The sequence below is a fragment of the Yersinia mollaretii ATCC 43969 genome (genome assembly GCF_013282725.1).
Lineage (GTDB): Bacteria > Pseudomonadota > Gammaproteobacteria > Enterobacterales > Enterobacteriaceae > Yersinia > Yersinia mollaretii.
On sequence record NZ_CP054043.1, the window covers coordinates 2,028,859 to 2,055,365 of the forward strand.

The window sequence follows — 26,507 nt, forward strand, 5'->3', positions numbered from 1 at the left end:
GCGGGTAAAAAAAAACCCGCGCATTTGCGCGGGCTTGTTAATCTTGATGACTGAATCAGTTCTGATTTCCGTCCACCAACATACCGCGCAAGTGAGATGCGTTTAGTAGTAGGCTGAGTAGGCGGGTTGAGTAGAACATAATTTTTCAGTTTCTCATTGGCTAAGAATTGCGTTACCTAAATTGATACGTGAATTCTATGGTTATGTCAATATTTGTTTGAAATGGTATCTTCAACTGGTTACGGCGACTTCGGATTCCTTATTTTGGAATAAAAAACCTTATAGATAGTTTTATAGGATGATTATTCTGATATTTACTATGTTGCCTTTTTGTTTGTTTGGTATAACGATAACAATATGGGTTATTGTGCTTTTCAGATGTTCTAAGATCTTTGCCGCCCGCATATCAGGGATTAATCCCTGTTCTGAATGTTATATTTAGACTTTATAAGAATAGAATAAGAAGAGTGAGATTCATTAATTACTCACCCATTGAGTGAATTTACGGCAAACCTTATTATCTTTAACTTATATGTTTTGTGAATATAAATATTGATTGATTTAATGAATGGTATTATTTATTTGTTTAAAGTGTTATGACTATGGAGTAAAGTCATAATTAAGTTGGATGAGATTCAATCCATTATTAAACATGTTCGTGACTATAATTAATAACTAATAAGTTTTCATTGATGAATTTATTATTTGTTAATGGCATAGTTGTCAATCATCCCATTTTGTGATGTGATCATGCTATTGCTCTGATTGTTGACGTTTATGATGGAATAGGTTTGTATTTATAAAATGAATTAGTTTTAAATACTATATGGGATACTTTATGTGGATGGCTTATTCACGTATTTATCTATGGGCGTTATTGGCGGAAAATACATGGAGGCAATTCATATCTTTTCATTTATACAAGGATGAGACTCATTTTATCTTATAACGGTAACAATGAGAATATTGGCGTCATTAATAGTAAGAAATCAAAGATATTTTGAGATGGCTATAAATATCAGTGGAGTTCTTTTGTTAATCGTGCCATCTGCATAAAGCTTAGTGGAGTTAAGCATGTCTGAACACAACTTAGTCACCGACAGTCAAGCAACTAAAAAAGAGTGTAGTGAAGTTCACTTAAGAAGTGTCGACCTCAATTTATTAACTGTTTTTGATGCAGTAATGCAAATGCATAATGTAACACGTGCAGCCCAAGCACTGGGTATGTCCCAGCCAGCGGTAAGTAACGCGGTAGCCCGCCTAAAAGTGATGTTTAATGACGAATTGTTTGTTCGTTATGGCCGAGGTATTCAGCCTACCGCCAGAGCACGTCAGCTTTTTGGGCCGGTGCGGCAGGCGCTGCAATTGGTACAAAATGAGTTGCCAGGTGCTGGTTTTGAAGCCAAAAACAGTGGGCGGATATTTAATTTATCTATTTGTAGCCCTTTGGATATCAGGCTAACGGCACAAATAATAGAACGCGTTAAACAATTAGCACCCAATGTTCAACTTATTATCAGATCTAATCTGAATGAGAATATTGAGCACCAATTACGTTATCAAGAAACAGAATTTGTTATCGGTTATACCAAGTTTGAACGCCCCGACTTTCACGATATATCATTATTTGATGATGAATCAGTACTGGCTGTGTCTAAAGATCATCCACGTATTGATAATTCTATTACCCAGGAACAACTCATTTCCGAACCACATGCTGTCGTATCATTAGATAAAGTAGGTTCTTTTAGTGAGCTTTATTATGAATCCATTGTCAGTGCCCAAACTATAGCGTATGAAAGCACGGATATGAATAGCGTGCTTAATATTGTGTCTCAAACTTCCTTTGTGGCAATTGCTCCTCGATGGCTTGTTCAAAAATACAGTGAAACTCTTAATTTGAAACTGATCTCTTTGCCTTGGAAAGAGAATGTCAGTCGGCCATGTTATCTCACGTGGCATGAATCTACTGATAGAGATAAAGGTCATCAATGGATGAAAGAATTACTCGGTCAGCTTAATACCCCGTTGTAATCATTTCCGTTAAGCCCTGCTGCTGAAATTATATTATGATCAGTAGCAGGCAAGGAGAGATTGAATCCCACATTAGCTATCTTCCTTCCTTCCTTCCTTCCTTCCTTCATTACGCTATTCAGTAAAATGCACTCGTCTTGTTTAATCCCCGACCACTAGCTCTAACGGCTCTATTTTTCATCAAAATCTATTTTAGCTCACATTTCTGCGCTGAATTTTATTTGCCATAACCTCTGGAGCAGGTAGACTGCGCGAAAAAAAGTGAACACCTGTAAGCTGAATGCCAACAGGCAAAAAGTTGCAGTACACTTTAACTGAATGATTGATCAGCGAGCGGCGATGTTATGACCCACACACTAGAGCAATACCACCTTGTGCGCCGTCTGCGCCAGCAAATCAGCAATCGTGCCGATCAGATAGCCTTCCGTGAATGGTCACCAGAAGGCGAAAAACAGTTGAGCTGGCGTCAGGTTGACCAACACGTCACCCAAATTTCTACTGCACTACTCTCTTTGGATGCAGCAATTCAAGAGCGTATTGGGATTTTTGCTGATAACAGCATGGCCTGGTCGTTGGCGGATTTAGCTATTTTGCAATTGCGCGGCGTGAGTGTTCCCTTGTATGCCACTAATACCACGGCTCAGGCAGCCTATGTGCTCAATGATGCTGATGTGCGTATTTTATTCGTCGGTGGGCAAACGCAATATGATGTCGCAACCACGCTAAAGCCACTGTGCCCGCAGTTGACTCAGATTATCGTATTAGATCCCGCCGTCGATTTACGTGGCTGTGAATACGCCCAGCATTTAGCTGATTTTGAGCAGCAACCCGATGCCGTACAGCAGCATCTATTGACGACACGTATAGAGAGCTGCGATTTAGATGATCTGTTCACGCTGATTTATACCTCTGGTACCACGGGTGAACCTAAAGGTGTGATGTTGGATTACCGTAATATGGCGGCCCAACTCTACTTACACGATCAGCGCTTAACCCTGACAGTCGATGATGTTTCCCTCAGTTTCTTGCCGTTATCCCATGTATTTGAGCGGGCTTGGAGCTTCTATGTGATGCATACCGGCGCGCAGAACGTCTATATCCGTGATACGGATTGGGTGCGCCCCGCGATGCAGGCCGTAAAACCCACCGTTATGTGTGCGGTTCCCCGCTTTTACGAGAAAGTGTTCAGTGCCATCAATGACAAAGTTGCGCTGGCAAAATGGCACCGCCGAATACTGTTCCGTTGGGCGGTCGGCTGTGGCGAACGCAAATTCCAAAACCTGCAGCATGGGCAAACCGTATCGCCACTATCCGAGCTGACGTATAAGCTGGCGGATCGTTTGGTATTAAGCAAGTTACGGGGCTTATTGGGCGGAAAAGTGCGCTTTCTACCGGCGGCGGGCGCGCGGCTAGATGACAATATTATTCTGTTTTTCCAAGCTATCGGCATCAATATTAAGTACGGTTATGGCATGACGGAAACCTGTGCGACGGTTTCTTGTTGGGAAGAGAAAAACTTCTGTTTCGGCTCTATTGGCAAGCCACTGCCGGGGATTGATGTCCGCTTAGGCGCTGAAAATGAGATTCAAGTCCGTGGCCCGATTGTCATGCGCGGCTATTTTAAAAAGCCGCAAGAGACGGCCGAATCATTCACCGAAGATGGCTGGCTCAAAACCGGTGATGCCGGAGCTCTGGACGCTCAAGGTAATCTATTCATCACTGAGCGCTTAAAAGATCTGATGAAAACCTCGGGTGGAAAGTACATTGCACCACAAATGATTGAAGGCACCCTCGGTCAGGACCGTTTTATCGAACAAGTCGCGATTATTGCGGATACGCGTAAGTTTGTGTCGGCGCTGATTGTTCCGTGTTTTGAGTCACTGGAAGAGTATGCACGTTCGATAAATCTGAAGTATCACGATAGATTGGAGCTATTACGCCATAGCCATATTGTCAGTTTGTTCGAACAACGGCTGAAAGAGATGCAAAAAGAACTGGCGCTGTTTGAGCAGGTTAAGCGTTTTACGTTATTGCCACAGGCATTCACCATGGAGACAGGTGAGCTGACACCTACCATGAAGTTGCGGCGTAAAATCATTCTCCAGCGTTATCAGAATGAAATTGACTCTATGTACCGTGACTGATTTATCAATCTCCTGACAGCAATCCCCCTCTCTCCCTATTAATAGTGGGGATTGCTGTTTTTACGTTCAAAAACTCACTTTTGCTACCCATTTATGTGTAGTACCTATCATAATTCTGAATCCAACGCGTAAAAATCCACAGCCTGATTAAGTTCTATAATTGGCTATCAATGCGACGTAAAACACAAGATGGCGGATGCTAAAGCAGTGTTTTATCTTTGTAACGAGCACAAATCCAGAGTGTGACTGACGGAATTGTCTTTAGGGCAGAGAATTGCTGTTTGCCTGCCGTAAATTCTGACGTTATGTTAATAAGTTAGTTACCCTAACAATAACAAACTAAGAATAGGAATAAGGGGCGTTGTGCCTTTCCTACAGGAACCCGTGGAAATGATTTCCCGTTATCCGATGAGCAAACTAAGCCTGGAGGCAAAACCCATGGAGATGTTGTCAGGAGCCGAGATGGTTGTCCGATCGTTAATCGATCAGGGCGTTAAGCATGTGTTCGGTTATCCCGGCGGGGCCGTACTTGATATCTACGATGCCCTGCACACGGTTGGCGGCATCGATCACGTGCTGGTGCGCCATGAACAAGGTGCGGTACACATGGCTGATGGTTATGCGCGGGCAACCGGCGAAGTCGGCGTGGTGCTGGTCACTTCCGGCCCCGGTGCAACCAATGCGATTACCGGTATTGCCACGGCCTATATGGACTCCGTGCCGATGGTGGTGCTTTCTGGTCAGGTGCCTAGCTCGTTGATTGGCTATGACGCTTTCCAAGAGTGCGACATGGTGGGGATCTCCCGCCCGGTGGTCAAACACAGCTTCTTGGTTAAACGCACGGAAGATATTCCGACGGTACTGAAAAAGGCATTTTATCTGGCTTCGACAGGTCGCCCAGGTCCAGTAGTGATTGATCTACCGAAAGATATTGTCGGGCCTGCGGTCAAAATGCCTTACGCCTATCCAGAACAGGTTAGCTTGCGCTCCTATAATCCGACAGTGCAAGGTCACCGTGGGCAGATTAAACGCGCGCTGCAAACTATTCTTGCGGCCAAAAGACCGATTATGTATGTCGGTGGCGGGGCAATAAATTCAGCCTGCCACGAAGAGCTATTGGCGTTTGCCGAGAAGTTGAATCTTCCGGTCACCAGCTCGCTGATGGGGCTGGGGAGCTTCCCTGGAACACATCGCCAAAGTGTTGGCATGTTGGGGATGCACGGGACGTTTGAAGCCAATATGGCCATGCACAATACGGATCTGATTTTCGCCGTTGGTGTGCGCTTTGATGATCGTACCACCAATAATCTGGCTAAGTATTGCCCGGATGCTACTGTGGTGCATATCGATATCGACCCGACGTCAATCTCAAAAACCGTCAATGCAGATATTCCGATTGTCGGTGATGCCAAGCAAGTGTTAGTACAAATGCTGGATCTGTTACCGCAGATCGATTGCGCACAAGATTTTGATAGCTTACGTGACTGGTGGCAATCCATCGAACAGTGGCGCGCTCGCAATTGTCTGGGCTACAACAAAGAGAGTGGCAAGATCAAACCACAAGCGGTGATCGAAACACTGCACCGCCTGACCAAAGGTGATGCTTATGTCACGTCAGATGTGGGTCAACACCAGATGTTCGCCGCGCTTTACTATCCATTTGATAAACCACGCCATTGGATCAACTCCGGCGGTTTAGGCACCATGGGCTTCGGTCTACCGGCGGCACTTGGAGTTAAACTGGCGTTACCGGATGAAACTGTGGTGTGTGTCACCGGTGATGGCAGCATCCAGATGAATATTCAGGAGTTATCCACCGCGCTGCAATATAACTTGCCGGTACTGGTACTGAACCTGAATAACCGCTATCTCGGCATGGTGAAGCAGTGGCAGGATATGATCTATTCAGGCCGTCATTCACAGTCTTATATGGATTCACTGCCTGATTTTGTCAAATTGGCTGAAGCCTATGGTCACATCGGTATTGCGATCCGCACGCCGGAAGAGCTGGAAAGTAAGTTAGCTGATGCTTTGTCACAATTATCCGAGACGAATCGTCTGGTGTTTGTGGATGTGACTGTCGACGAAACGGAGCATGTTTACCCGATGCAGATTCGCGGTGGTGGCATGGACGAAATGTGGCTTAGCAAAACGGAGAGGACATAATTATGCGCCGCCGGATTTTATCAGTTCTGCTGGAAAACGAATCAGGTGCTCTATCACGTGTTGTGGGCCTGTTTTCTCAGCGCGGTTATAACATTGAGAGCTTGACTGTTGCGCCGACCGACGATCCAACGCTGTCTCGAATGACCATCCAAACTGTGGGTGATGCCAAGGTTCTGGAGCAGATCGAAAAACAGCTACACAAGCTGGTGGATGTTTTGCGGGTCAGCGAGTTGGTTTCCGGCTCACATGTTGAACGCGAAATCATGTTGGTTAAATTGCAGGCCAATGGTTACGGGCGTGAAGAGGTGAAGCGTTGCACTGAAATCTTCCGTGGGCAGATTGTCGATGTGACCGCCACGCTCTATACCGTCCAACTGGCTGGGACCAGCGATAAACTGGATGCATTTTTAAATGCTGTGCGGGAAGTGGCCGAAATTGTGGAAGTTGCCCGCTCCGGTATTGTTGGTGTCTCCCGTGGCGACAAGATTATGCGTTAACCATGGTGATTTATTCTGACTAGCATCAAATTATCAGGCTCGGCAGACATGCTGAGCTTTTTTTTTCTTATTATTTAACCAAGATAGCGTTATATGGCGGTTAAAGCAGTTGCTCAATAGTGAGTTCTGCGGTTAGATCGACAGAGCGCAATATCCGTAGTTAAACTATGTCTATAGGTTCTATGATCTATAGGTTCGATGGTTTATCAGTTCGATGGTTTAGCCGTAACGCTCCGGTTTATCGACGGATTGAGAGATTCCGAGAGATTTTGAGATATTCCGCTCTGGCAGACATTATGCCTTTCATTACTTTATTGGGTTTATAAGGGGTCAATGTGAAACTGGATGAAATCGCGCGTCTTGCGGGCGTTTCGCGCACCACCGCCAGTTATGTCATTAATGGCAAAGCGAAACAGTACCGGGTCAGCGATAAAACAGTAGATAAAGTTATGGCTGTTGTCAGGGAACATAACTATCACCCAAATGCCGTTGCGGCGGGATTGCGCGCGGGCAGAACCCGTTCGATCGGTTTGGTGATCCCGGATCTGGAGAACACCAGCTATACCCGCATCGCAAACTATCTTGAGCGCCAGGCTCGCCAGCGGGGCTACCAATTGTTGATCGCCTGTTCTGAGGATCAGCCCGATAATGAAATGCGTTGCATCGAGCACCTGTTGCAGCGCCAGGTTGACGCCATTATCGTTTCAACGGCTCTACCGCCAGAGCACCCTTTTTATCAGCGCTGGGCAAATGATCCATTGCCGATCATCGCCCTTGATCGCGCTCTTGACCGGGAGCACTTCATCAGCGTGGTGGGTGCCGATCAAGAAGATGCATTGATGTTGGCACAAGAATTACGAACTTTCCCCGCAGAATCAGTGCTGTACCTCGGTGCGTTACCTGAATTATCGGTGAGCTTCCTGCGAGAGATGGGCTTTCGTGAAGCGTGGAAGGATGATCCCCGTAAGGTCGACTACCTCTATGCCAATAGTTACGAACGCGAAGCCGCTGGTGTGCTGTTTGCAGAGTGGCTGAAGACCCACCCGATGCCACAGGCGCTGTTTACTACCTCATTCCAGCTGTTACAAGGCGTTATGGACGTCACCTTAAAGCAGAGCGGGCGCTTACCCAGCAATCTGGCGATCGCCACTTTTGGTGACAACGAATTGCTCGATTTCCTTGAATGCCCGGTATTGGCAGTCGCGCAGCGTCACCGTGATGTGGCTGAGCGCGTGTTGGAGTTGGTATTAGCCAGTTTGGACGAACCGCATAAACCGAAGCCCGGTTTAACGCGCATCCGGCGTAACCTGTTCCGCCGTGGCAGTTTGAGCCGTAAATAATCTGCTATCACGAATCAGGGTGCCGAGTGCACCCTGATTCGTGAGCTTGTATAAATCGCCCATCATTAGACATAGCCTGCAACGCGGAACAACCTCCGGCAATACTCCAAAAAGTAGCCATACGCCACACCCATCGCCATTGAAACCAAGGCGTTACTGGTTACTGCCGTGGTAATTTGCTCCAAATCAGCCCCAACAGACCATAAAATCAGCGCATAGACCGGTGACTGGAAACTGACATAGGCCAGTAGGTCTGCCAGATTTCTTGCCCAAAAATGTTCCCCAGCATGGCGATGTGCAAAACGAATGAATGCATCGCGATACACACCATAAGGCCAAGCGATAAGGATATTGACCGGTATCGAGACCAGACGGGAAGAGAGTGACTGCTGGAAGGTCATTCCCGAGATCACTATTTCAATTATCATACCGATGACAAAACAATACACCACGAGTGCGAAAGTATCGGCTGCGGCACTACGCAGACGGGACCCAGTTGAAAACATCGTCATTAACTCCCTACTTGGGGTAAACATCTGCTAAAACGCCAATTAATAAGATTATTAGCAGGGTTTATGTATTGCTCATCATTTGAAAGTTAGTTGATTGTATTGTATTTTTACTTTCAATGTAGTTTACAGTGCTATTGTTGGTAACATAACCAGCTTAAAATTTTTATTTTTAACATTTGTTTTGTTTTTATACTTTATCCTGTAAGTAATCGGGTTTTTAGTGGTTTTTTAAATGGGGAAGGATCAGTTTTTTATTTAAAAACAAAAAGTTATGATTTATCGTTTGTCGTGAGGAAAATCCATGTAATCTAAGTCAAATTTAAAATAATCGATGAGAAAAAAACTATTTTGCGGTGTTCCCCTAATTTAAGATTTATCTGCCTGAAGACATTCATATTTCAGTGATACCTCAAAATAAGCGCCAATAATTTATTTCAAAATAGATTAATCCTTGCGGCTTAATTGAAGTAAAATGCAGCGCCGATAACACTTGTTGTTCTCAAGGGTATTATTGTTTTGTCGTAGATTTTGCCGCTGACTTCGGCTGTTTTTCCTTAGAGAAGCCAGCAGATGCGGGTTTTGTACTCAGGCAGTTGAATTTTTCGCCGTACAATTTTCATACTGAAAATGAGACATTCCTTGCAGAAGGAAATAATGAGACAATTAATCGACAATTAATTATTTATTTAAGTAGCTGGAATTACTGGCGGAAAAATAGCCCGTTAATCATGACGTTAATTTCTATTTCAAGCACTAAAATAGCCCCTTCTACGAGATATATCTCAAAAACGGCCCATAAATATTGTCAAAGCGCCTCGGCTCTGGCTTGACAAGGTTTTCATACCATCCGTAAACTCTTTAATGTGGGGATTTGTGGGGTAAAGTGGCGAATTGGGTCATGAAGGGGTAACTCAGTCATGTTTCGTGGTGCAACGATGGTTAACCTCGACAGCAAAGGGCGGCTCGCCGTACCTACCCGTTATCGGGATTTGCTGAATGAGGAGTCGCAGGGCCAGATGGTCTGTACCATAGACCTTCACCAACCATGCCTGTTGCTTTATCCACTCCCTGAATGGGAAATCATTGAACAAAAATTATCTCGTCTGTCGAGCATGAATCCGGCTGAGCGTCGGGTTCAACGTTTGCTGTTAGGACATGCCAGTGAATGTCAGATGGATGGCGCTGGGCGCTTACTGATAGCAGGAACATTGCGTCAGCACGCCGGGCTGAATAAAGAAGTGATGCTGGTTGGGCAGTTCAACAAATTTGAGCTGTGGGATGAACAGACCTGGTATCAACAAGTCAAGGATGACATCGACGCAGAACAGTCGACTCAGGAACCTCTGTCTGAGCGGCTACAGGACTTATCGCTATAAGCATGGTAGATAACAAAAAAATTGTAGATAACAACTACAAGCACACCAGCGTATTGCTGGATGAGGCCGTTAATGGTCTGAACATCCGCGATAACGGCATCTATATTGACGGAACTTTTGGCCGTGGTGGCCATTCGCGTCTGATTTTGTCCCAACTTGGGCCAGAAGGGCGCTTGATAGCGATTGATCGCGACCCACAAGCGATTGAAGCCGCAAAATCTATTACCGATCCAAGATTCTCTATCGTACACGGTCCTTTTTCTGAATTAGCGCATTATGTGCGGGAATTAGATTTAGTGGGCCGCATTGACGGAATTTTGCTGGATCTCGGTGTTTCATCCCCACAATTGGATGATCCTGAGCGTGGTTTCTCATTTATGCGCGACGGGCCGCTGGACATGCGGATGGACCCCTCCCGTGGACTATCTGCCGCCGAATGGCTGATGAAAGCCAGCGCCGATGATATCGCTTGGGTGCTAAAGACCTTTGGCGAAGAGCGTTTTGCCAAGCGTCTGGCGAAGGCGATTGTTGAGCGCAATCTCACACAGCCGATGACACGTACCAAAGAGCTGGCGGATTTGATTGCTAACGCCAGCCCATTCCGCGAGAAGCATAAACACCCAGCGACCCGTAGCTTCCAGGCTATCCGTATCTATATCAACAGTGAGTTGGAAGAGATTGAGCGCGCACTGGATGGTGCCCATGAAGTGCTGGCACCTGAAGGTCGTTTGTCAGTGATTAGCTTCCACTCTCTTGAAGACCGCATTGTGAAGAATTTTATCCGTCAGCGCAGCCGTGGGCCACAGGTTCCAGCGGGATTGCCATTGACGGAAGCCCAGCTACGCAGCATGGGTGGGCGCACAATGAAATCCATTGGCAAGATGATGCCAGCGGATGCCGAAGTGGCTGAGAACCCACGAGCACGTAGCTCAGTACTGCGCTTTGCTGAGAGGATCAAAGAGTGATAGGCAATGAACGCCACGGTTTAGTTGGAGTCATCGGCGGTGATTTACTCCGCAATGCGAAGATCCCGTTAATTTTACTGGTCGCGGTGTTGGTGTCTGCCATTTTTGTTGTGACCACCGCCCACCGCACTCGCTTGTTGACTGCTGAGCGTGAGCAGTTGGTACTGGAGCGGGATGCGCTGGACATTGAGTGGCGCAACCTGATTCTGGAAGAGAACGCATTGGGTGACCACAGTCGTGTTGAAAGTATCGCTACTGACAAGCTGAAGATGCAACATGTTGATCCTTCACAAGAAAACATTGTGGTTCAGCAATAGGTTTTTCTCATCATAAAGGAAATAGTCGCCACCATGACTCTACGTTGCCAAGGTAACGCATGAAAGCAGCGCGCCCCGGGAAGTTAAAGCGCCAAGAAGAACAAGCCAGCTTTATTAGCTGGCGTTTTGCGTTGCTGTGCGGCTGTATTTTATTGGCATTGGTCGGGTTGATGCTCCGTACCGCCTACCTGCAAGTGATCAATCCTGACAAGCTGGTGCGCGAGGGTGATATGCGCTCGCTGAGGGTACAAGCTGTGCCGACGGCGCGTGGCATGATAAGCGACCGCTCAGGCCGTCCATTGGCTGTTAGCGTGCCAGTCAATGCCGTCTGGGCCGACCCGAAAGAGCTAACCGAGCGCGGCGGCATCACATTGGACACGCGCTGGAAAGCGCTCTCTGACGCACTGGAAATCCCGCTAGACCAATTGGCAACCCGAATCAATGCCAACCCCAAAGGGCGCTTTGTCTATCTGGCACGCCAAGTTAACCCTGCCATTGGCGACTATATCCATAAGCTGAAATTACCCGGCATCTATTTGCGCCAAGAATCCCGCCGCTACTATCCCGCAGGTCAGGTGATGGCACACATTATTGGCGTGACCAATATTGATAGCCAAGGCATTGAAGGCGTTGAGAAAAGTTTTGACCGCTGGCTCACAGGGCAACCGGGCGAGCGGACGGTACGTAAAGACCGCTATGGCCGCGTCATCGAGGATATCTCTTCCGTTGATAGTCAGGCAGCACATAATCTGGTGTTGAGTGTTGATGAGCGCTTGCAGGCGCTGGTGTATCGCGAACTGAATAATGCGGTGGCATTCAACAAAGCCGAATCAGGTACAGCGGTGTTAGTGGATGTGAATACTGGCGAAGTACTGGCGATGGCGAACAGCCCATCCTACAACCCAAACAACCTGACCGGTACGCCGAAAGACGCGATGCGTAACCGGGCCATAACCGATATTTTTGAACCCGGCTCGACAGTGAAGCCAATGGTAGTGATGACGGCATTGCAGCACGGCGTTGTGAAAGAGAACAGCGTGCTGAACACCTTGCCGTACTTTGTTAACGGCCACCAGATTAAAGACGTGGCCCGTTACGCAGAGCTATCCGTGACCGGGATCTTGCAGAAGTCGAGTAACGTCGGTGTTTCTAAACTGGCGTTAGCGATGCCATCCTCAGCGTTAGTAGATACTTACTCACGGTTTGGGTTTGGGAAAGCGACCAATTTGGGGTTGGTCGGAGAAAGCAGTGGCTTATATCCTAAAAAACAACGGTGGTCTGACATAGAGAGGGCCACCTTCTCTTTCGGCTACGGGCTAATGGTAACGCCGTTACAACTAGCGCGAGTCTATGCAACCATCGGCAGCATGGGGATTTATCGCCCGCTGTCGATTACCAAAGTTGACCCGCCAGTGGCCGGTGAGCGCATTTTCCCTGAACCGCTGGTACGCACCGTGGTTCATATGATGGAGAGTGTGGCATTACCTGGCGGCGGGGGCACCAAAGCGGCCATCAAAGGCTACCGTATTGCCATTAAAACCGGTACCGCCAAGAAAGTCGGCCCGGATGGCAAATATATGGACCGATACCTCGCTTACACCGCTGGCGTAGCGCCCGCGAGTAACCCTCGATTTGCTCTGGTTGTGGTTATCAATGACCCGCAGGCAGGGAAATATTACGGTGGTGCGGTTTCTGCACCGGTGTTCGGTGCCATCATGGGCGGCGTATTACGCACCATGAACATCGAGCCAGATGCGTTACCCACTGGTGATAAAAGCGAATTAGTGATTAATACAAAAGAGGGTTCAGGTGGCAGATCGTAACTTGCGCGACTTACTCGCTCCTTGGGGGCTAGACGTCCCGGAGCGTGCGCTACGGGAAATGACATTAGACAGCCGTGTTGCCGCTGCCGGGGATTTGTTTGTCGCCGTTGTCGGCCACCAGACGGACGGGCGTCGCTATATCCCGCAAGCCATCGCACAAGGTGTGGCGGCCATTGTGGCCGAAGCCGATGGTGTGGCACCGGATGCCAGTGTTTCAGAAATGCATGGCGTTCCTGTTATTTATTTGCGTAATTTGAATCAGCACTTATCCACACTGGCGGGCCAGTTTTACCATCAGCCGGGTGCCGCACTGCGTTTGGTTGGCGTGACCGGGACGAACGGCAAAACCACCACCACCCAATTGCTGGCACAATGGAGTCAGGCACTGGGCGAAACCAGTGCGGTGATGGGGACGGTCGGTAATGGCTTATTAGGTCAGGTGATTCCGACGGAAAACACTACTGGCTCAGCGGTTGATATCCAACATTTACTGCGCAATTTGGTCGATCAAGGGGCCACTTTCGCGGCGATGGAAGTCTCTTCCCACGGTTTGATTCAGAATCGCGTCGCAGCCTTGCCATTTGCCGCCGCCGTGTTCACGAACCTCAGCCGCGATCATCTGGATTACCACGGTAATATGGCGAGTTACGAGGCGGCAAAATGGTTGCTGTTCTCCACCCATCAATCCGAACACAAAATTATCAATGCGGATGACGAAGTTGGCCGCCGCTGGTTAAGCCAGTTGCCGCAAGCGGTCGCCGTCAGCATGGAAAGTCAGGTTCCTACGGGCTGGAAAGGCCCGTGGTTATCTGCTCGCAAAGTTCAATATCACGATAACGGCGCGAGTATCGCCTTTGATTCCAGTTGGGGCGAAGGTCAGTTAGAGAGCCGCTTGATGGGCGCTTTCAACGTCAGCAACTTGTTGGTGGCACTGTCAACGTTGCTCTCATTGGGTTATCCGTTAGCACAGCTTTTAGCGGCAGCCCCTCATCTGCAACCTGTTTGTGGGCGGATGGAGGTGTTTAACGCGCCGGGCAAGCCCACGGTGGTGGTCGATTATGCCCACACGCCGGATGCGCTGGAAAAAGCGCTGGCGGCAGCCCGTTTACACTGTAAAGGGCAGTTGTGGTGTGTGTTTGGTTGCGGTGGCGATCGTGACAAAGGTAAGCGCCCACTTATGGGCGGTATCGCGGAACAACTGGCTGATCGTGTCGTCGTCACAGACGATAACCCTCGCAGCGAAGAGCCGCAGGCGATTGTAGCCGATATCCTCAGCGGCTTATTGGATGCGGGACATGCACTAGCGATCCATGGTCGTGCCGAAGCCGTGACCAGTGCCATTATGCAGGCCAAAGCGGACGACGTAGTTCTGATCGCGGGCAAAGGGCACGAAGATTATCAACTGGTTGGCAACCGCCGACTGGATTACTCCGACCGCGTCACTGTCGCGCGTTTGTTGGGGGTGGTGGCATGATTAAGGTCTCGCTGCATTTCTTGTCCGAGCTGCTTAACGCGGAGTTTATTGTCAGCGATAAACAGGGCGATAACATCGAGATAACCGAAGTGACCATTGATACTCGTAAGGTCACGGCGGGTTGTCTGTTTGTGGCGCTGAAAGGCGAGCGCTTTGATGGACATGATTTCGCAGAAGATGCTGTTGCCGCAGGTGCTGGTGCTTTGCTGGTAAGTAAACGCTTACTGGTGGGGGTGCCGCAATTAGTGGTCAAAGACACCCGTCTGGCGTTGGGGCAGTTCGCGGCTTGGATTCGCCAGCAAGTGCCGGCCCGCGTGGTGGCCTTAACGGGCTCCTCAGGTAAAACCTCTGTCAAAGAGATGACGGCAGCGATTTTGCGTGAATGCGGCAATGTGCTCTATACCGCCGGTAACTTTAATAATGATATCGGTGTGCCGCTGACCCTCCTGCGTTTGACGGCAGAATATGATTTTGCGGTCATTGAGTTGGGTGCCAACCACGTGGGTGAGATTGCCTACACCACGGATTTAAGCCGCCCAGAAAGCGCTTTGGTGAACAATTTAGCCGCTGCGCATCTGGAAGGGTTCGGTTCTCTAGCTGGTGTGGCGCAAGCTAAAGGCGAGATTTTTGCGGGTTTGCCGGCAAACGGCACCGCCATTATCAATGCTGACAGCAACGACTGGCCGCACTGGCAGGAAACTCTGCATAACAAGCGAGTCTGGCGTTTTGGTCTTCAGGCAGCAGAAGATATCGATTTTTATGCTACTGACGTGCAAATCACGCCTCAGGCGACGCATTTCACCCTGCACTCACCATTTGGCACGGTCACCATTGAGCTGCCACTGCCAGGGCGACATAACATTGCTAATGCGCTTGCCGCTGCGGCGTTAGCCATGTCAGTTGGTGCGGATTTATCCGCTGTTCGTCAGGGGCTGATGCAGTTACAGGCCGTACCGGGGCGCTTATTCCCCATTCAACTTGCGACGGGCAAATTGTTGCTGGATGACACTTACAACGCCAATGTGGGTTCTATGACCGCAGCGGCGCAAGTGCTGGCAGAAATGCCGGGCTACCGTGTCATGGTGGTCGGCGACATGGGCGAGTTAGGTGAGACCGCGATTGATTGCCATCGTCAGGTCGGTGAAGCCGCGAAACAGGCGGGTATCGATAAGGTGCTGAGTGTCGGTACTTTAAGCCAGACGCTGAGCGATGCCAGCGGCAACGGCGAGCATTTTCAGGATAAGAGCGCATTAGCCGCCCGCGTAAGCGAACTGCTGAGCGAGCATCCGGTTATCACAGTATTAATTAAAGGTTCACGTAGCGCCGCCATGGAACATGTCGTGCGTGCGTTACAGGAGAAAGCATCATGTTAGTTTGGTTGGCTGAATATTTAGTGAAATTTTACTCGGGTTTTAACGTCTTTTCCTATTTGACGTTCCGAGCCATCGTCAGTCTGTTGACTGCCCTAGTGATTTCATTATGGATGGGGCCGCACCTGATTGCTTATTTGCAAAAATTGCAGATTGGTCAAGTGGTGCGTAATGATGGGCCTGAATCACATTTCAGTAAGCGCGGCACGCCGACCATGGGCGGCCTGATGATTCTGTTCTCCATCACCATTTCAGTGCTGATGTGGGCTTACCCATCCAATCCCTATGTCTGGTGTGTGCTGTTCATTCTAGTGGGTTATGGCATCGTCGGTTTCATTGACGATTATCGCAAAGTGGTCCGTAAAGACACCAAGGGCTTGATCGCCCGTTGGAAATACTTCTGGCAGTCAATCATTGCACTGGCGGCGGCATTTGCCATGTACAGCATCGGCAAAGACACGCCAGCCACCGAGCTGGTGGTGCCCTTCTTCAAAGACATTATGCCGCAACTGGGTTTGCTCTATATCTTGCTGGCGTACTTTGTGATTGTCGGCACCAGTAACGCGGTCAATCTGACTGACGGATTAGATGGCTTGGCGATTATGCCGACCGTTTTCGTGGCGGGTGGCTTTGCCTTGGTGGCTTGGGCGACTGGTAACGTGAACTTTGCGGCCTATCTGCATATTCCTTATCTGCGCCATGCCGGTGAGTTGGTAATTGTCTGTACCGCCATTGTGGGGGCAGGGCTGGGTTTCCTCTGGTTTAACACCTATCCGGCGCAGGTCTTTATGGGTGACGTCGGTTCGTTAGCTTTGGGCGGCGCACTGGGCACCATAGCAGTATTACTGCGCCAAGAGTTTTTGTTAGTGATTATGGGCGGTGTGTTCGTGGTTGAAACACTGTCGGTCATCTTGCAGGTAGGGTCCTTTAAGTTACGTGGGCAGCGCATTTTCCGCATGGCGCCGATTCATCACCATTACGAACTTAAAGGTTGGCCGGAACCACGGGTGATCGTGCGCTTCTGGATTATTTCGCTGATGCTGGTGCTGATTGGCCTGGCGACGCTGAAGGTGCGGTAATTATGGTTGATTATCAGGGTAAAAAAGTCGTCATTATCGGGCTGGGGCTAACCGGCCTTTCCTGCGTTGATTTCTTTATGGCGCGCGGTGTTACGCCGCGTGTGATGGATACCCGAATCAACCCTGCCGGGCTGGACAAGTTACCCGAAAGTATTGAGCGCCATGTCGGTGGCCTGAATCCGCAGTGGCTGCTGGATGCCGACTTGATTGTTGCTAGCCCCGGTATTGCACTGGCACACCCCGCGTTAAGTGATGCCGCTGATGCGGGGGTTGAAATTGTTGGTGATATCGAACTGTTCTGCCGTGAGAACCCAGCCCCTATCGTGGCGATTACCGGCTCTAACGGTAAAAGCACCGTGACCACCCTAGTCGGCGAGATGGCGAAAGCGGCGGGTTGGCAGGTGGGTGTCGGTGGCAACATTGGCGTTCCGGCCCTCACGCTGTTGAAACAAGAGAACCAATTGGTGGTGTTAGAGCTGTCCAGCTTCCAGTTGGAGACCACCACGAGCTTACGGGCCAGTGCGGCCACCATACTGAACGTGACGGAAGATCACACTGATCGTTATCCGTTCGGTTTGCAGCAATATCGTGCAGCTAAGCTGCGGGTGTATGAAAACGCTAAAGTTTGTGTCGTGAATGCCGATGACGCGCTGACCATGCCAGTGCGTGGTGCTGATAGCCGCTGCATCAGTTTTGGGGTCGATGTGGGTGATTATCACCTCAATAAGCAGCAGGGCGAAATCTGGCTGCGAGTGCAGGGTGAGAAAGTGCTGAATACCCGTGAGATGAAACTCACTGGGCGTCATAACTACACTAATGCGCTGGCGGCACTGGCGCTGGCTGATGCTGTGGGTATCCCGCGTTCATCCAGCTTGAAGGCATTGACCACATTTACTGGCCTGCCACATCGCTTCCAACTGGTGTTTGAGCACAATGGTGTGCGCTGGATTAATGACTCGAAAGCGACCAATGTGGGCAGCACTGAAGCGGCGTTAGAGGGTTTACAGGTTGATGGCACCTTGCATTTATTACTGGGCGGCGACGGCAAGTCCGCTGATTTCTCTGGATTGACGCGCTTTTTGCAAGGTGACCAAATCAAAGTTTACTGTTTTGGTCGTGATGGCGAAGAGTTGGCCGCACTGCGCCCTGAGGTCTCTCAATTAACCGAGACGATGGAGCAGGCAATGGTTTTGCTGTCGAAAAATCTGGCACCGGGAGACATGGTGTTGTTGTCACCTGCCTGCGCCAGCTTGGACCAATTCCGCAGCTTCGAGCAACGTGGTGATGAGTTTGCGCGTTTGGCAGAGGAGCTGGGCTGATGCGGGTGCCAGGGCTGGGGCTGTTTAATAGCGTAAAACATTTTGTGATGGGATCGCGGGAGAGCGACACCACCAGCATGGTGCTTTACGACAGAACCTTGCTGTGGCTGACATTCGGTTTGGCGATCATCGGTTTTGTGATGGTGACCTCGGCCTCAATGCCAATTGGTCAACGTCTGGCCAGTGACCCATTCCTGTTTGCTAAACGTGACGCGCTCTATTTGGCGCTGGCTTTTGGTCTATCGCTGGTGACGTTGCGCATCCCGATGGCGGTCTGGCAGCGCTACAGCAATATTATGCTATTGATTTCACTTGTGATGCTCTTGGTGGTGTTGGTTGTGGGTAGTTCGGTCAACGGTGCATCACGCTGGATTGCATTGGGGCCGCTGCGTATTCAGCCCGCAGAGTTATCCAAGCTGTCACTATTTTGTTATCTTGCGAGCTATTTGGTCCGCAAGGTCGAGGAGGTCCGCAGTAACTTTTGGGGCTTCTGTAAACCGATGGGCGTGATGGTCATTCTGGCGGTGCTACTGCTGGCACAGCCCGATTTAGGCACCGTGGTGGTGCTGTTTGTCACCACGCTAGCGATGCTGTTTTTGGCTGGGGCCAAAATGTGGCAGTTTCTGGCGATTATCGGCTCCGGTGTTTTTGCGGTTTGTCTGCTGATTGTTGCCGAACCCTACCGTATGCGCCGCGTTACCTCATTCTGGAACCCGTGGGCTGATCCATTTGGTAGCGGTTACCAGTTAACCCAGTCACTGATGGCATTTGGGCGCGGTGAATTCTGGGGGCAAGGCTTAGGGAATTCAGTGCAGAAACTGGAGTATTTACCGGAAGCCCATACCGACTTCATTTTCTCGATTTTAGGCGAAGAACTCGGGTATTTCGGTGTGGTTCTTGCATTGTTAATGGTATTCTTCGTCGCTTTTCGTGCTATGTCCATCGGGCGTCGCGCATTAGAGATAGATCAGCGATTTTCTGGCTTTTTGGCCTGCTCAATTGGCGTTTGGTTTAGCTTTCAGGCACTGGTTAACGTTGGGGCTGCGGCTGGGATGTTGCCGACCAAAGGTTTGACATTGCCACTGATAAGTTACGGTGGTTCGAGCCTGATTATTATGTCAACCGCGATAGTGCTGTTGTTACGTATTGATTTTGAAACACGTTTGGCAAAAGCCCAAGCGTTTGTAAGGAGTGCCCGATGAGTGGGAAGACCAAGCGTTTAATGGTGATGGCCGGTGGCACTGGGGGGCATGTCTTCCCCGGTTTGGCCGTGGCACATCATTTGATGGCGCAAGGCTGGCAGGTGCGCTGGTTAGGCACTGCAGACCGAATGGAAGCGTCATTAGTCCCCCAACATGGCATTGAGATTGATTTCATCCAGATTTCAGGTTTGCGCGGTAAGGGGCTGATGGCCCAACTGACAGCTCCAGTGCGGATTTATCGCGCGGTGCGTCAGGCGAAGAAAATCATGCGTGATTATCAGCCCGATGTGGTGCTGGGCATGGGCGGCTATGTTTCCGGCCCCGGTGGTTTGGCGGCATGGCTGTGTGGTATTCCGGTGGTGTTGCATGAGCAAAACGGCATTGCCGGTTTGACTAACCGCTGGCTGGCGAGAATCGCGAAGAAGGTTTTGCAGGCATTTCCGGGCGCATTCCCCGATGCCGATGTGGTGGGTAATCCGGTTCGCACTGATGTATTGGCATTGCCACTGCCGGCTGAGCGTTTGGCGGGCCGTGAAGGGCCGATTCGCGTATTGGTCATCGGTGGCAGTCAGGGCGCGCGGGTACTGAACCAAACGATGCCGCAAGTGGCTGCAACACTGGGTGAGCAGATCACGCTTTGGCATCAGGTAGGTAAAGGTGCATTGTCCGACGTCTTGCAGGCTTACCAGCAAGCAGGGCAGGGGGATCAACATCAGGTTGTCGAATTTATCGATGATATGGCGGCCGCCTATGCTTGGGCTGATGTGGTGGTTTGCCGCTCAGGCGCACTGACTGTTAGCGAAGTGGCTGCCGCAGGGTTACCGGCGATATTTGTGCCATTTCAACATAAAGATCGGCAGCAATATTGGAATGCACTGCCGCTGGAGAAAGCGGGGGCCGCCAAAATCATCGAGCAGCCGCAATTTACCGCGCAAGCGGTGAGCAGCCTACTCGCTGATTGGGATCGTGCAACCTTACTGACGATGGCTGAGCGAGCAAGAACCGTGGCGATTCCTGACGCGACAGAGCGTGTGGCGGCTGAAGTGGTCGCTGTCAGTAAGTGACATAGATAGAGATAATGAATGGTGGGCAGCGAATGCCGGCCATAGATGTGCAACAGACAAAAAGTGAAGAGAAACGTGAATACACAGCAACTGGCGAAACTACGAACTATCGTGCCCGAGATGCGCCGCGTCCGGCACATTCACTTTATCGGCATTGGTGGTGCTGGTATGGGTGGTATCGCTGAAGTGTTGGCAAACGAAGGTTATCAGATTAGTGGTTCAGATTTGGCACCCAACCCGGTCACTCAGCATTTGGCTTCATTGGGCGCACAGATCTATTTCCATCACCGTCCAGAAAACGTGTTAGATGCCAGTGTGGTGGTGGTTTCAACGGCAATCTCTGCGGACAACCCAGAGATTGTCGCGGCTCGCGAGGCGCGTATTCCGGTGATCCGCCGCGCAGAAATGTTGGCTGAACTGATGCGTTATCGCCATGGGATTGCCGTTGCAGGCACTCACGGCAAAACCACCACGACCGCCATGGTTTCCAGCATTTATGCTGAAGCGGGTTTAGATCCGACCTTTGTGAATGGTGGGCTGGTGAAAGCGGCGGGGACACACGCGCGTTTGGGTTCTAGCCGTTATCTGATAGCCGAAGCGGATGAAAGTGATGCATCATTCCTGCATTTGCAGCCAATGGTGGCGATTGTCACCAATATTGAAGCCGACCACATGGATACCTATCAGGGCGACTTCGAGAACTTAAAACAGACATTTATTAACTTTTTGCACAATTTGCCATTCTATGGCCGTGCGGTGATGTGTATCGATGATCCTGTCGTGCGCGAGTTGTTGCCACGTGTTGGCCGTCACATCACCACTTATGGTTTTAGCGACGATGCCGATGTACAGATCGCCAGTTATCGCCAAGAAGGTCCACAGGGGCACTTCACGATCAAGCGCTTGGATAAGCCATTGATGACCGTGACCTTGAATGCACCGGGTCGTCACAACGCGCTGAATGCAGCGGCGGCGATAGCTGTGGCGACGGAAGAGGGCATTGAGGACGAGGATATCCTGAGTGCGCTGGCAGGGTTTCAGGGGACAGGTCGCCGTTTTGATTTCCTCGGCAACTTCCCACTGGCACTGGTCAATGGCAAAGAGGGTAGTGCGATGCTGGTGGATGATTACGGTCATCACCCAACGGAAGTGGATGCCACCGTCAAAGCCGCGCGTGCTGGGTGGCCGGATAAACGCATCGTGATGGTTTTCCAGCCGCACCGCTATACCCGCACCCGCGACTTGTACGACGATTTTGCTAATGTGTTATCGCAAGTTGATGTTTTGCTGATGTTGGATGTGTATGCCGCAGGTGAAGCGCCGATCCCCGGTGCTGATAGCCGCTCGTTATGCCGCACCATCCGTAATCGTGGCAAGTTAGACCCGATTTTGGTTTCAGACAGTGAAACCGTACCAGAAGTATTGGCGCAAGTGCTGAATGGCGATGATCTTATTCTGGTTCAGGGCGCAGGTAACATTGGTAAAATTGCCCGTAAATTGGCTGAGCTTAAATTGCAGCCACAGATAAAAAACGAGGAACATCATGGCTGAGAAAGTTGCGGTACTGCTGGGGGGAACCTCCGCTGAACGTGAAGTGTCATTGCTATCCGGTCAGGCGGTTTTAGCGGGCCTGCGAGAAGCTGGCATCGACGCACATGGCGTTGATACCAAAGACTTTCCGGTAACTCAGCTTAAAGAACAGGGTTTTGATAAGGTATTTATCGCCTTACATGGCCGTGGTGGCGAAGATGGTACCTTACAAGGCGTTTTAGAGTTTCTGGGCCTGCCTTATACCGGCAGCGGCGTAATGGCCTCCGCCCTGACCATGGACAAATTGCGCACTAAATGGGTGTGGCAGGCGCTGGGTTTACCGATTTCGCCTTATGTTGCGTTGAATCGCCAACAGTTTGAAACACTTTCGCCAGACGAATTGGCGGCACGTGTGGCTAAGCTTGGCCTGCCGTTAATCGTGAAGCCAAGCCATGAAGGCTCCAGTGTCGGTATGAGCAAGGTAGATCACGCCAATGAGTTACAGGGTGCGCTGGTGGAAGCATTCCGCCATGACACTGATGTGCTGATTGAAAAATGGCTGAGCGGCCCGGAATTTACCGTGGGAATACTCGGCGATGACGTTTTACCGTCTATCCGAATTCAAGTACCCGGCGTGTTTTATGATTATGAAGCTAAGTATTTGTCAGACGAAACACAGTACTTCTGCCCAAGCGGCCTGAGCACTGAGTTAGAACAACAATTAGCGGCATTGGCATTACAGGCTTATCAGGCGCTGGGTTGCAGTGGTTGGGGTCGTGTTGATGTGATGCAAGACAGTGACGGCAATTTTTATCTGCTTGAGGTGAACACTTCACCGGGTATGACTAGCCACAGTTTAGTGCCGATGGCAGCCCGCCAATATGGGTTGAGTTTCTCCCAGTTGGTGGCCCGAATTCTGACGTTGGCTGACTGAGATGTCACAAGCTGCCCTGAATGCGCGTGAACGCGCGGCTGAAAATACCGCAGCCCGGCGCAGTAACGGAGGCCAATTGGCAGGATTAGTTTTCCTGCTGATGGTGCTCGGGACCATCCTCTGGGGTGGTTGGGTGGTGGTGGGTTGGATGAAAGACGCCAGTCGGCTACCGCTGTCGAAACTGGTGGTGACCGGTGAGCGCCATTACACCACCAATGATGATATTCGTCAGGCGATTCTGGCATTGGGCGCACCGGGTACGTTTATGACGCAGGATGTGAATATCATCCAGCAACAGATTGAGCGGTTACCTTGGATTCAACAGGCCAGTGTGCGTAAACAGTGGCCGGATGAGCTGAAAATCCATCTGGTGGAGTATGTGCCCTTTGCCCGCTGGAATGATTTGCATATGGTTGATGAGCAGGGGCGGTCATTCAGTGTGCCTTCTGAGCGAATGGGCAAACAGACATTGCCACTACTGTATGGCCCGGAAGGCAGTGAACAGGATGTTCTGGAAGGCTACCGGGTAATGAGCAAGGTGTTAGCGGCCAACAAGTATCAGCTAAAAATGGTGGCGATGAGCGCCCGACATTCTTGGCAGTTGGCCTTAGATAATGATGTTCGGCTGGAGCTGGGACGGGATGACCGGATGGGGCGTTTACAACGTTTCATCGAGTTATATCCGCTGTTGCAACAGCAGCCAGATAAACGCGTCAGTTATATAGATTTGCGGTATGAGACAGGGGCGGCAATAGGTTGGGCTCCGGTATTCATCGGCAGTCAGGGTGGTGAGCCACCGATAAATGGCCAGCAGAACAGTAATCCGCAACAGAATCAGGCACAGGCAAAACAACAATGATCAAGTCGACGGACAGAAAATTGGTAGTAGGTCTTGAGATCGGAACGGCAAAGGTCTCCGCATTGGTAGGGGAAGTTCTGCCCGATGGCATGGTCAATATTATTGGGGTAGGCAGCTGCCCATCCCGTGGCATGGATAAGGGTGGGGTTAACGACCTTGAATCGGTAGTGAAATGCGTTCAGCGCGCTATCGATCAGGCTGAGTTAATGGCAGATTGCCAAATTTCATCTGTTTATTTGGCGTTATCGGGTAAACATATCAGTTGTCAGAATGAAATAGGGATGGTTCCTATTTCAGAAGAAGAAGTAACTCAGGAAGATGTAGAGAACGTAGTGCATACCGCGAAGTCGGTGCGTGTGCGTGATGAGCATCGCATCCTGCATGTTATTCCGCAGGAATATGCCATCGATTATCAGGAAGGCATCAAAAATCCTGTCGGTCTTTCTGGTGTGCGGATGCAGGCCAAAGTGCACCTGATTACCTGCCATAACGATATGGCAAAAAATATCGTCAAAGCGGTTGAACGTTGTGGCCTCAAAGTGGACCAACTTATCTTCGCCGGTTTGGCCGCAAGTTATGCCGTATTGACTGAAGATGAACGTGAGCTAGGTGTCTGTGTGGTCGACATCGGCGGTGGCACTATGGATATGGCGGTCTATACCGGTGGCGCGTTACGGCACACCAAAGTGATCCCTTACGCCGGGAATGTGGTCACCAGCGACATAGCTTATGCCTTCGGTACACCGCCAACAGATGCGGAAGCGATTAAAGTTCGACACGGCTGTGCGCTCGGGTCGATAGTCAGCAAGGACGAAAGTGTAGAAGTGCCAAGTGTTGGCGGACGCCCTCCCCGTAGTCTGCAAAGACAGACGCTCGCGGAGGTTATAGAACCACGCTACACCGAGTTGCTGAATTTGGTTAACGACGAGATTTTACAATTGCAGGAGCAACTGCGTCAGCAAGGCGTGAAGCATCATCTGGCAGCCGGTATCGTGCTGACGGGCGGTGCGGCACAAATTGATGGTCTGGCTGAATGCGCACAACGGGTGTTCCATGCCCAGGTTCGCATCGGTCAACCGCTCAATATCACCGGGCTGACGGATTATGCACAGGAACCCTATTACTCCACTGCTGTTGGATTGTTGCATTACGGTAAAGAGTCTCACCTCAGTGGTGAGTCAGAAGTAGAAAAACGTGCCTCAGTGGGCAATTGGTTTAAACGTATCAATAGCTGGCTGAGAAAAGAGTTTTAATGTTTCAACAAAGAGATCAAGCTGAACATATTTTTTGATCTCGAAGCGACAGGCACAAAACGGAGAGAAACTATGTTTGAACCTATGGAACTAACCAATGACGCGGTGATTAAAGTCATCGGCGTCGGTGGTGGCGGTGGCAATGCCGTCGAACACATGGTGCGCGAGCGCATCGAAGGTGTTGAATTCTTTGCCGTTAATACAGACGCTCAGGCGCTACGTAAGACGGCTGTCGGCCAAACCATCCAGATCGGTAGCGGTATTACCAAAGGTTTGGGTGCTGGTGCGAACCCAGAAGTGGGCCGCAATTCAGCTGAAGAAGACCGTGAAGCTCTGCGTGCTGCTCTTGAAGGCGCGGACATGGTCTTTATCGCCGCAGGTATGGGCGGTGGTACAGGTACGGGCGCTGCCCCTGTGGTTGCCGAAGTCGCAAAAGAGTTGGGTATCCTGACCGTAGCCGTGGTAACCAAGCCTTTCAATTTTGAAGGCAAAAAACGCATGGCGTTTGCTGAGCAGGGTATAGCTGAGTTGTCCAAACATGTGGACTCACTGATCACTATTCCGAACGATAAGTTGCTGAAAGTTCTGGGTCGTGGCATCTCTTTACTGGATGCATTCGGTGCGGCTAACGACGTATTGAAAGGCGCTGTTCAGGGTATCGCTGAGCTGATCACCCGCCCAGGTCTGATGAACGTCGACTTTGCTGACGTGCGCACCGTGATGTCCGAAATGGGTTATGCCATGATGGGCTCCGGTGTGGCTTGTGGTGAAGATCGTGCGGAAGAAGCAGCAGAAATGGCGATTTCCAGCCCGTTGCTGGAAGATATCGACCTGTCTGGTGCTCGTGGCGTGCTGGTCAACATCACTGCTGGTTTCGATTTGCGTTTGGATGAATTCGAAACTGTGGGTAATACCATTCGTGCATTCGCGTCCGACAATGCGACCGTGGTTATCGGTACATCGTTAGACCCGGAAATGAATGACGAACTGCGCGTCACTGTGGTGGCAACCGGTATCGGGATGGATAAACGTCCTGAAATTACTCTGGTGACCAACAAACAGACTCAGCCTGTGATGGACCACCGTTACCAGCAGCATGGCATGTCACCTTTGCCTCAGGAAGTTAAACCTGCGGCTAAAGTGGTTAATGACCCTACTGCTCAAACCAATAAAGAGCCCGATTATTTGGATATTCCGGCATTTTTGCGCAAGCAAGCCGACTAATTTCCGAAAATATTGGAATCTCCGC

At 50.1% G+C, this 26,507-nt stretch carries 21 protein-coding genes; 20 read left to right on the forward strand and 1 reads right to left on the reverse strand.

Going from position 1 to position 26,507, the window contains the following annotated elements:
* The first annotated feature begins 1,074 nt into the window (after window positions 1–1,074).
* From leuO to cra, 5 genes are all read left to right on the forward strand, one after another.
* Complete coding sequence (leuO, locus tag HRD69_RS09020) at window positions 1,075–2,034, forward strand: transcriptional regulator LeuO (RefSeq protein ID WP_032814714.1); 960 nt, start codon at window positions 1,075–1,077, stop codon at window positions 2,032–2,034.
* A gap of 344 nt (window positions 2,035–2,378) precedes the next feature.
* Entirely contained in the window at window positions 2,379–4,178 is a 1,800-nt protein-coding gene (locus tag HRD69_RS09025) for an AMP-dependent synthetase/ligase (RefSeq protein ID WP_032814712.1), read from the forward strand.
* A gap of 438 nt (window positions 4,179–4,616) precedes the next feature.
* Window positions 4,617–6,344, forward strand: a complete 1,728-nt coding sequence (gene ilvI, locus HRD69_RS09030; protein WP_032814718.1) for an acetolactate synthase 3 large subunit — start codon at window positions 4,617–4,619, stop codon at window positions 6,342–6,344.
* Window positions 6,345–6,346: 2 nt separating this feature from the next.
* Window positions 6,347–6,841, forward strand: coding sequence for an acetolactate synthase small subunit (gene ilvN / locus HRD69_RS09035; protein WP_004875571.1), 495 nt, complete (start codon window positions 6,347–6,349; stop codon window positions 6,839–6,841).
* Between the two features lie 335 nt (window positions 6,842–7,176).
* Entirely contained in the window at window positions 7,177–8,181 is a 1,005-nt protein-coding gene (gene cra, locus HRD69_RS09040) for a catabolite repressor/activator (protein ID WP_004875570.1), read from the forward strand.
* Between the two features lie 65 nt (window positions 8,182–8,246).
* On the opposite strand, the gene HRD69_RS09045 is transcribed toward cra, so the two are convergent.
* A complete protein-coding gene (locus HRD69_RS09045) occupies window positions 8,247–8,687 on the reverse strand; it encodes an L-alanine exporter AlaE (protein WP_032814711.1) in 441 nt (146 codons plus the stop codon).
* A 923-nt stretch (window positions 8,688–9,610) separates the two neighbouring features.
* On the opposite strand from HRD69_RS09045, the gene mraZ reads away from it, so the two are divergent.
* From mraZ to ftsZ, 15 genes are all read left to right on the forward strand, one after another.
* The gene (gene mraZ / locus HRD69_RS09050; RefSeq protein WP_004875568.1) at window positions 9,611–10,069 is read left to right on the forward strand and encodes a division/cell wall cluster transcriptional repressor MraZ; all 459 of its coding nucleotides are present in this window, start codon (window positions 9,611–9,613) and stop codon (window positions 10,067–10,069) included.
* Window positions 10,070–10,071: 2 nt separating this feature from the next.
* Window positions 10,072–11,034: a 16S rRNA (cytosine(1402)-N(4))-methyltransferase RsmH gene (gene rsmH, locus HRD69_RS09055; RefSeq protein WP_004875566.1), complete on the forward strand. Its 963-nt coding sequence runs from the start codon at window positions 10,072–10,074 to the stop codon at window positions 11,032–11,034.
* Window positions 11,031–11,351 (forward strand): cell division protein FtsL, encoded by a 321-nt coding sequence (ftsL, locus tag HRD69_RS09060; protein ID WP_032814710.1) that lies wholly within the window; start codon window positions 11,031–11,033, stop codon window positions 11,349–11,351. Before rsmH ends, ftsL begins: the two co-directional genes overlap by 4 nt.
* Window positions 11,352–11,410: 59 nt before the next feature.
* Window positions 11,411–13,174, forward strand: coding sequence for a peptidoglycan glycosyltransferase FtsI (locus HRD69_RS09065; protein WP_004875565.1), 1,764 nt, complete (start codon window positions 11,411–11,413; stop codon window positions 13,172–13,174).
* On the forward strand, window positions 13,161–14,648 hold the full coding sequence (gene murE, locus HRD69_RS09070) for a UDP-N-acetylmuramoyl-L-alanyl-D-glutamate--2,6-diaminopimelate ligase (RefSeq protein ID WP_032814709.1): 1,488 nt from the start codon (window positions 13,161–13,163) through the stop codon (window positions 14,646–14,648). The genes HRD69_RS09065 and murE overlap by 14 nt, the downstream gene beginning before the upstream one ends.
* Window positions 14,645–16,021: a UDP-N-acetylmuramoyl-tripeptide--D-alanyl-D-alanine ligase gene (murF, locus tag HRD69_RS09075; RefSeq protein ID WP_032814708.1), complete on the forward strand. Its 1,377-nt coding sequence runs from the start codon at window positions 14,645–14,647 to the stop codon at window positions 16,019–16,021. The genes murE and murF overlap by 4 nt, the downstream gene beginning before the upstream one ends.
* A complete protein-coding gene (gene mraY / locus HRD69_RS09080) occupies window positions 16,015–17,097 on the forward strand; it encodes a phospho-N-acetylmuramoyl-pentapeptide-transferase (RefSeq protein WP_032814707.1) in 1,083 nt (360 codons plus the stop codon). The genes murF and mraY overlap by 7 nt, the downstream gene beginning before the upstream one ends.
* A gap of 2 nt (window positions 17,098–17,099) precedes the next feature.
* Window positions 17,100–18,416 (forward strand): UDP-N-acetylmuramoyl-L-alanine--D-glutamate ligase, encoded by a 1,317-nt coding sequence (murD, locus tag HRD69_RS09085; RefSeq protein WP_004875561.1) that lies wholly within the window; start codon window positions 17,100–17,102, stop codon window positions 18,414–18,416.
* Window positions 18,416–19,618: a cell division protein FtsW gene (ftsW, locus tag HRD69_RS09090; protein WP_032814706.1), complete on the forward strand. Its 1,203-nt coding sequence runs from the start codon at window positions 18,416–18,418 to the stop codon at window positions 19,616–19,618. The genes murD and ftsW overlap by 1 nt, the downstream gene beginning before the upstream one ends.
* Window positions 19,615–20,682, forward strand: a complete 1,068-nt coding sequence (murG, locus tag HRD69_RS09095) for an undecaprenyldiphospho-muramoylpentapeptide beta-N-acetylglucosaminyltransferase (protein ID WP_032814705.1) — start codon at window positions 19,615–19,617, stop codon at window positions 20,680–20,682. Before ftsW ends, murG begins: the two co-directional genes overlap by 4 nt.
* A gap of 75 nt (window positions 20,683–20,757) precedes the next feature.
* The gene (gene murC, locus HRD69_RS09100; protein WP_004875559.1) at window positions 20,758–22,233 is read left to right on the forward strand and encodes a UDP-N-acetylmuramate--L-alanine ligase; all 1,476 of its coding nucleotides are present in this window, start codon (window positions 20,758–20,760) and stop codon (window positions 22,231–22,233) included.
* Window positions 22,226–23,146, forward strand: coding sequence for a D-alanine--D-alanine ligase (locus tag HRD69_RS09105; protein WP_032814703.1), 921 nt, complete (start codon window positions 22,226–22,228; stop codon window positions 23,144–23,146). Before murC ends, HRD69_RS09105 begins: the two co-directional genes overlap by 8 nt.
* A 1-nt stretch (window position 23,147) precedes the next feature.
* Complete coding sequence (ftsQ, locus tag HRD69_RS09110; RefSeq protein ID WP_004875557.1) at window positions 23,148–24,005, forward strand: cell division protein FtsQ; 858 nt, start codon at window positions 23,148–23,150, stop codon at window positions 24,003–24,005.
* Window positions 24,002–25,258 (forward strand): cell division protein FtsA, encoded by a 1,257-nt coding sequence (gene ftsA, locus HRD69_RS09115; RefSeq protein WP_002210431.1) that lies wholly within the window; start codon window positions 24,002–24,004, stop codon window positions 25,256–25,258. The genes ftsQ and ftsA overlap by 4 nt, the downstream gene beginning before the upstream one ends.
* Window positions 25,259–25,330: 72 nt before the next feature.
* A complete protein-coding gene (ftsZ, locus tag HRD69_RS09120; protein WP_004389003.1) occupies window positions 25,331–26,482 on the forward strand; it encodes a cell division protein FtsZ in 1,152 nt (383 codons plus the stop codon).
* Window positions 26,483–26,507 lie beyond the last annotated feature (25 nt).

What these genes read in the sequence shown, in the direction of transcription:
- ftsQ (WP_004875557.1), top strand. Translation starts at nt 23,148, where the DNA reads ATGTCACAAGCTGCCCTGAATGCGCGTGAACGCGCGGCTGAAAATACC.
- mraY (WP_032814707.1), top strand. Translation starts at nt 16,015, where the DNA reads ATGTTAGTTTGGTTGGCTGAATATTTAGTGAAATTTTACTCGGGTTTT.
- ilvN (WP_004875571.1), top strand. Translation starts at nt 6,347, where the DNA reads ATGCGCCGCCGGATTTTATCAGTTCTGCTGGAAAACGAATCAGGTGCT.
- ftsW (WP_032814706.1), top strand. Translation starts at nt 18,416, where the DNA reads ATGCGGGTGCCAGGGCTGGGGCTGTTTAATAGCGTAAAACATTTTGTG.
- ftsZ (WP_004389003.1), top strand. Translation starts at nt 25,331, where the DNA reads ATGTTTGAACCTATGGAACTAACCAATGACGCGGTGATTAAAGTCATC.
- HRD69_RS09045 (WP_032814711.1), bottom strand. Translation starts at nt 8,687, where the DNA reads ATGTTTTCAACTGGGTCCCGTCTGCGTAGTGCCGCAGCCGATACTTTC.
- HRD69_RS09025 (WP_032814712.1), top strand. Translation starts at nt 2,379, where the DNA reads ATGACCCACACACTAGAGCAATACCACCTTGTGCGCCGTCTGCGCCAG.
- HRD69_RS09105 (WP_032814703.1), top strand. Translation starts at nt 22,226, where the DNA reads ATGGCTGAGAAAGTTGCGGTACTGCTGGGGGGAACCTCCGCTGAACGT.
- murG (WP_032814705.1), top strand. Translation starts at nt 19,615, where the DNA reads ATGAGTGGGAAGACCAAGCGTTTAATGGTGATGGCCGGTGGCACTGGG.
- ftsA (WP_002210431.1), top strand. Translation starts at nt 24,002, where the DNA reads ATGATCAAGTCGACGGACAGAAAATTGGTAGTAGGTCTTGAGATCGGA.
- ilvI (WP_032814718.1), top strand. Translation starts at nt 4,617, where the DNA reads ATGGAGATGTTGTCAGGAGCCGAGATGGTTGTCCGATCGTTAATCGAT.
- murD (WP_004875561.1), top strand. Translation starts at nt 17,100, where the DNA reads ATGGTTGATTATCAGGGTAAAAAAGTCGTCATTATCGGGCTGGGGCTA.
- mraZ (WP_004875568.1), top strand. Translation starts at nt 9,611, where the DNA reads ATGTTTCGTGGTGCAACGATGGTTAACCTCGACAGCAAAGGGCGGCTC.
- HRD69_RS09065 (WP_004875565.1), top strand. Translation starts at nt 11,411, where the DNA reads ATGAAAGCAGCGCGCCCCGGGAAGTTAAAGCGCCAAGAAGAACAAGCC.
- leuO (WP_032814714.1), top strand. Translation starts at nt 1,075, where the DNA reads ATGTCTGAACACAACTTAGTCACCGACAGTCAAGCAACTAAAAAAGAG.
- rsmH (WP_004875566.1), top strand. Translation starts at nt 10,072, where the DNA reads ATGGTAGATAACAAAAAAATTGTAGATAACAACTACAAGCACACCAGC.
- murF (WP_032814708.1), top strand. Translation starts at nt 14,645, where the DNA reads ATGATTAAGGTCTCGCTGCATTTCTTGTCCGAGCTGCTTAACGCGGAG.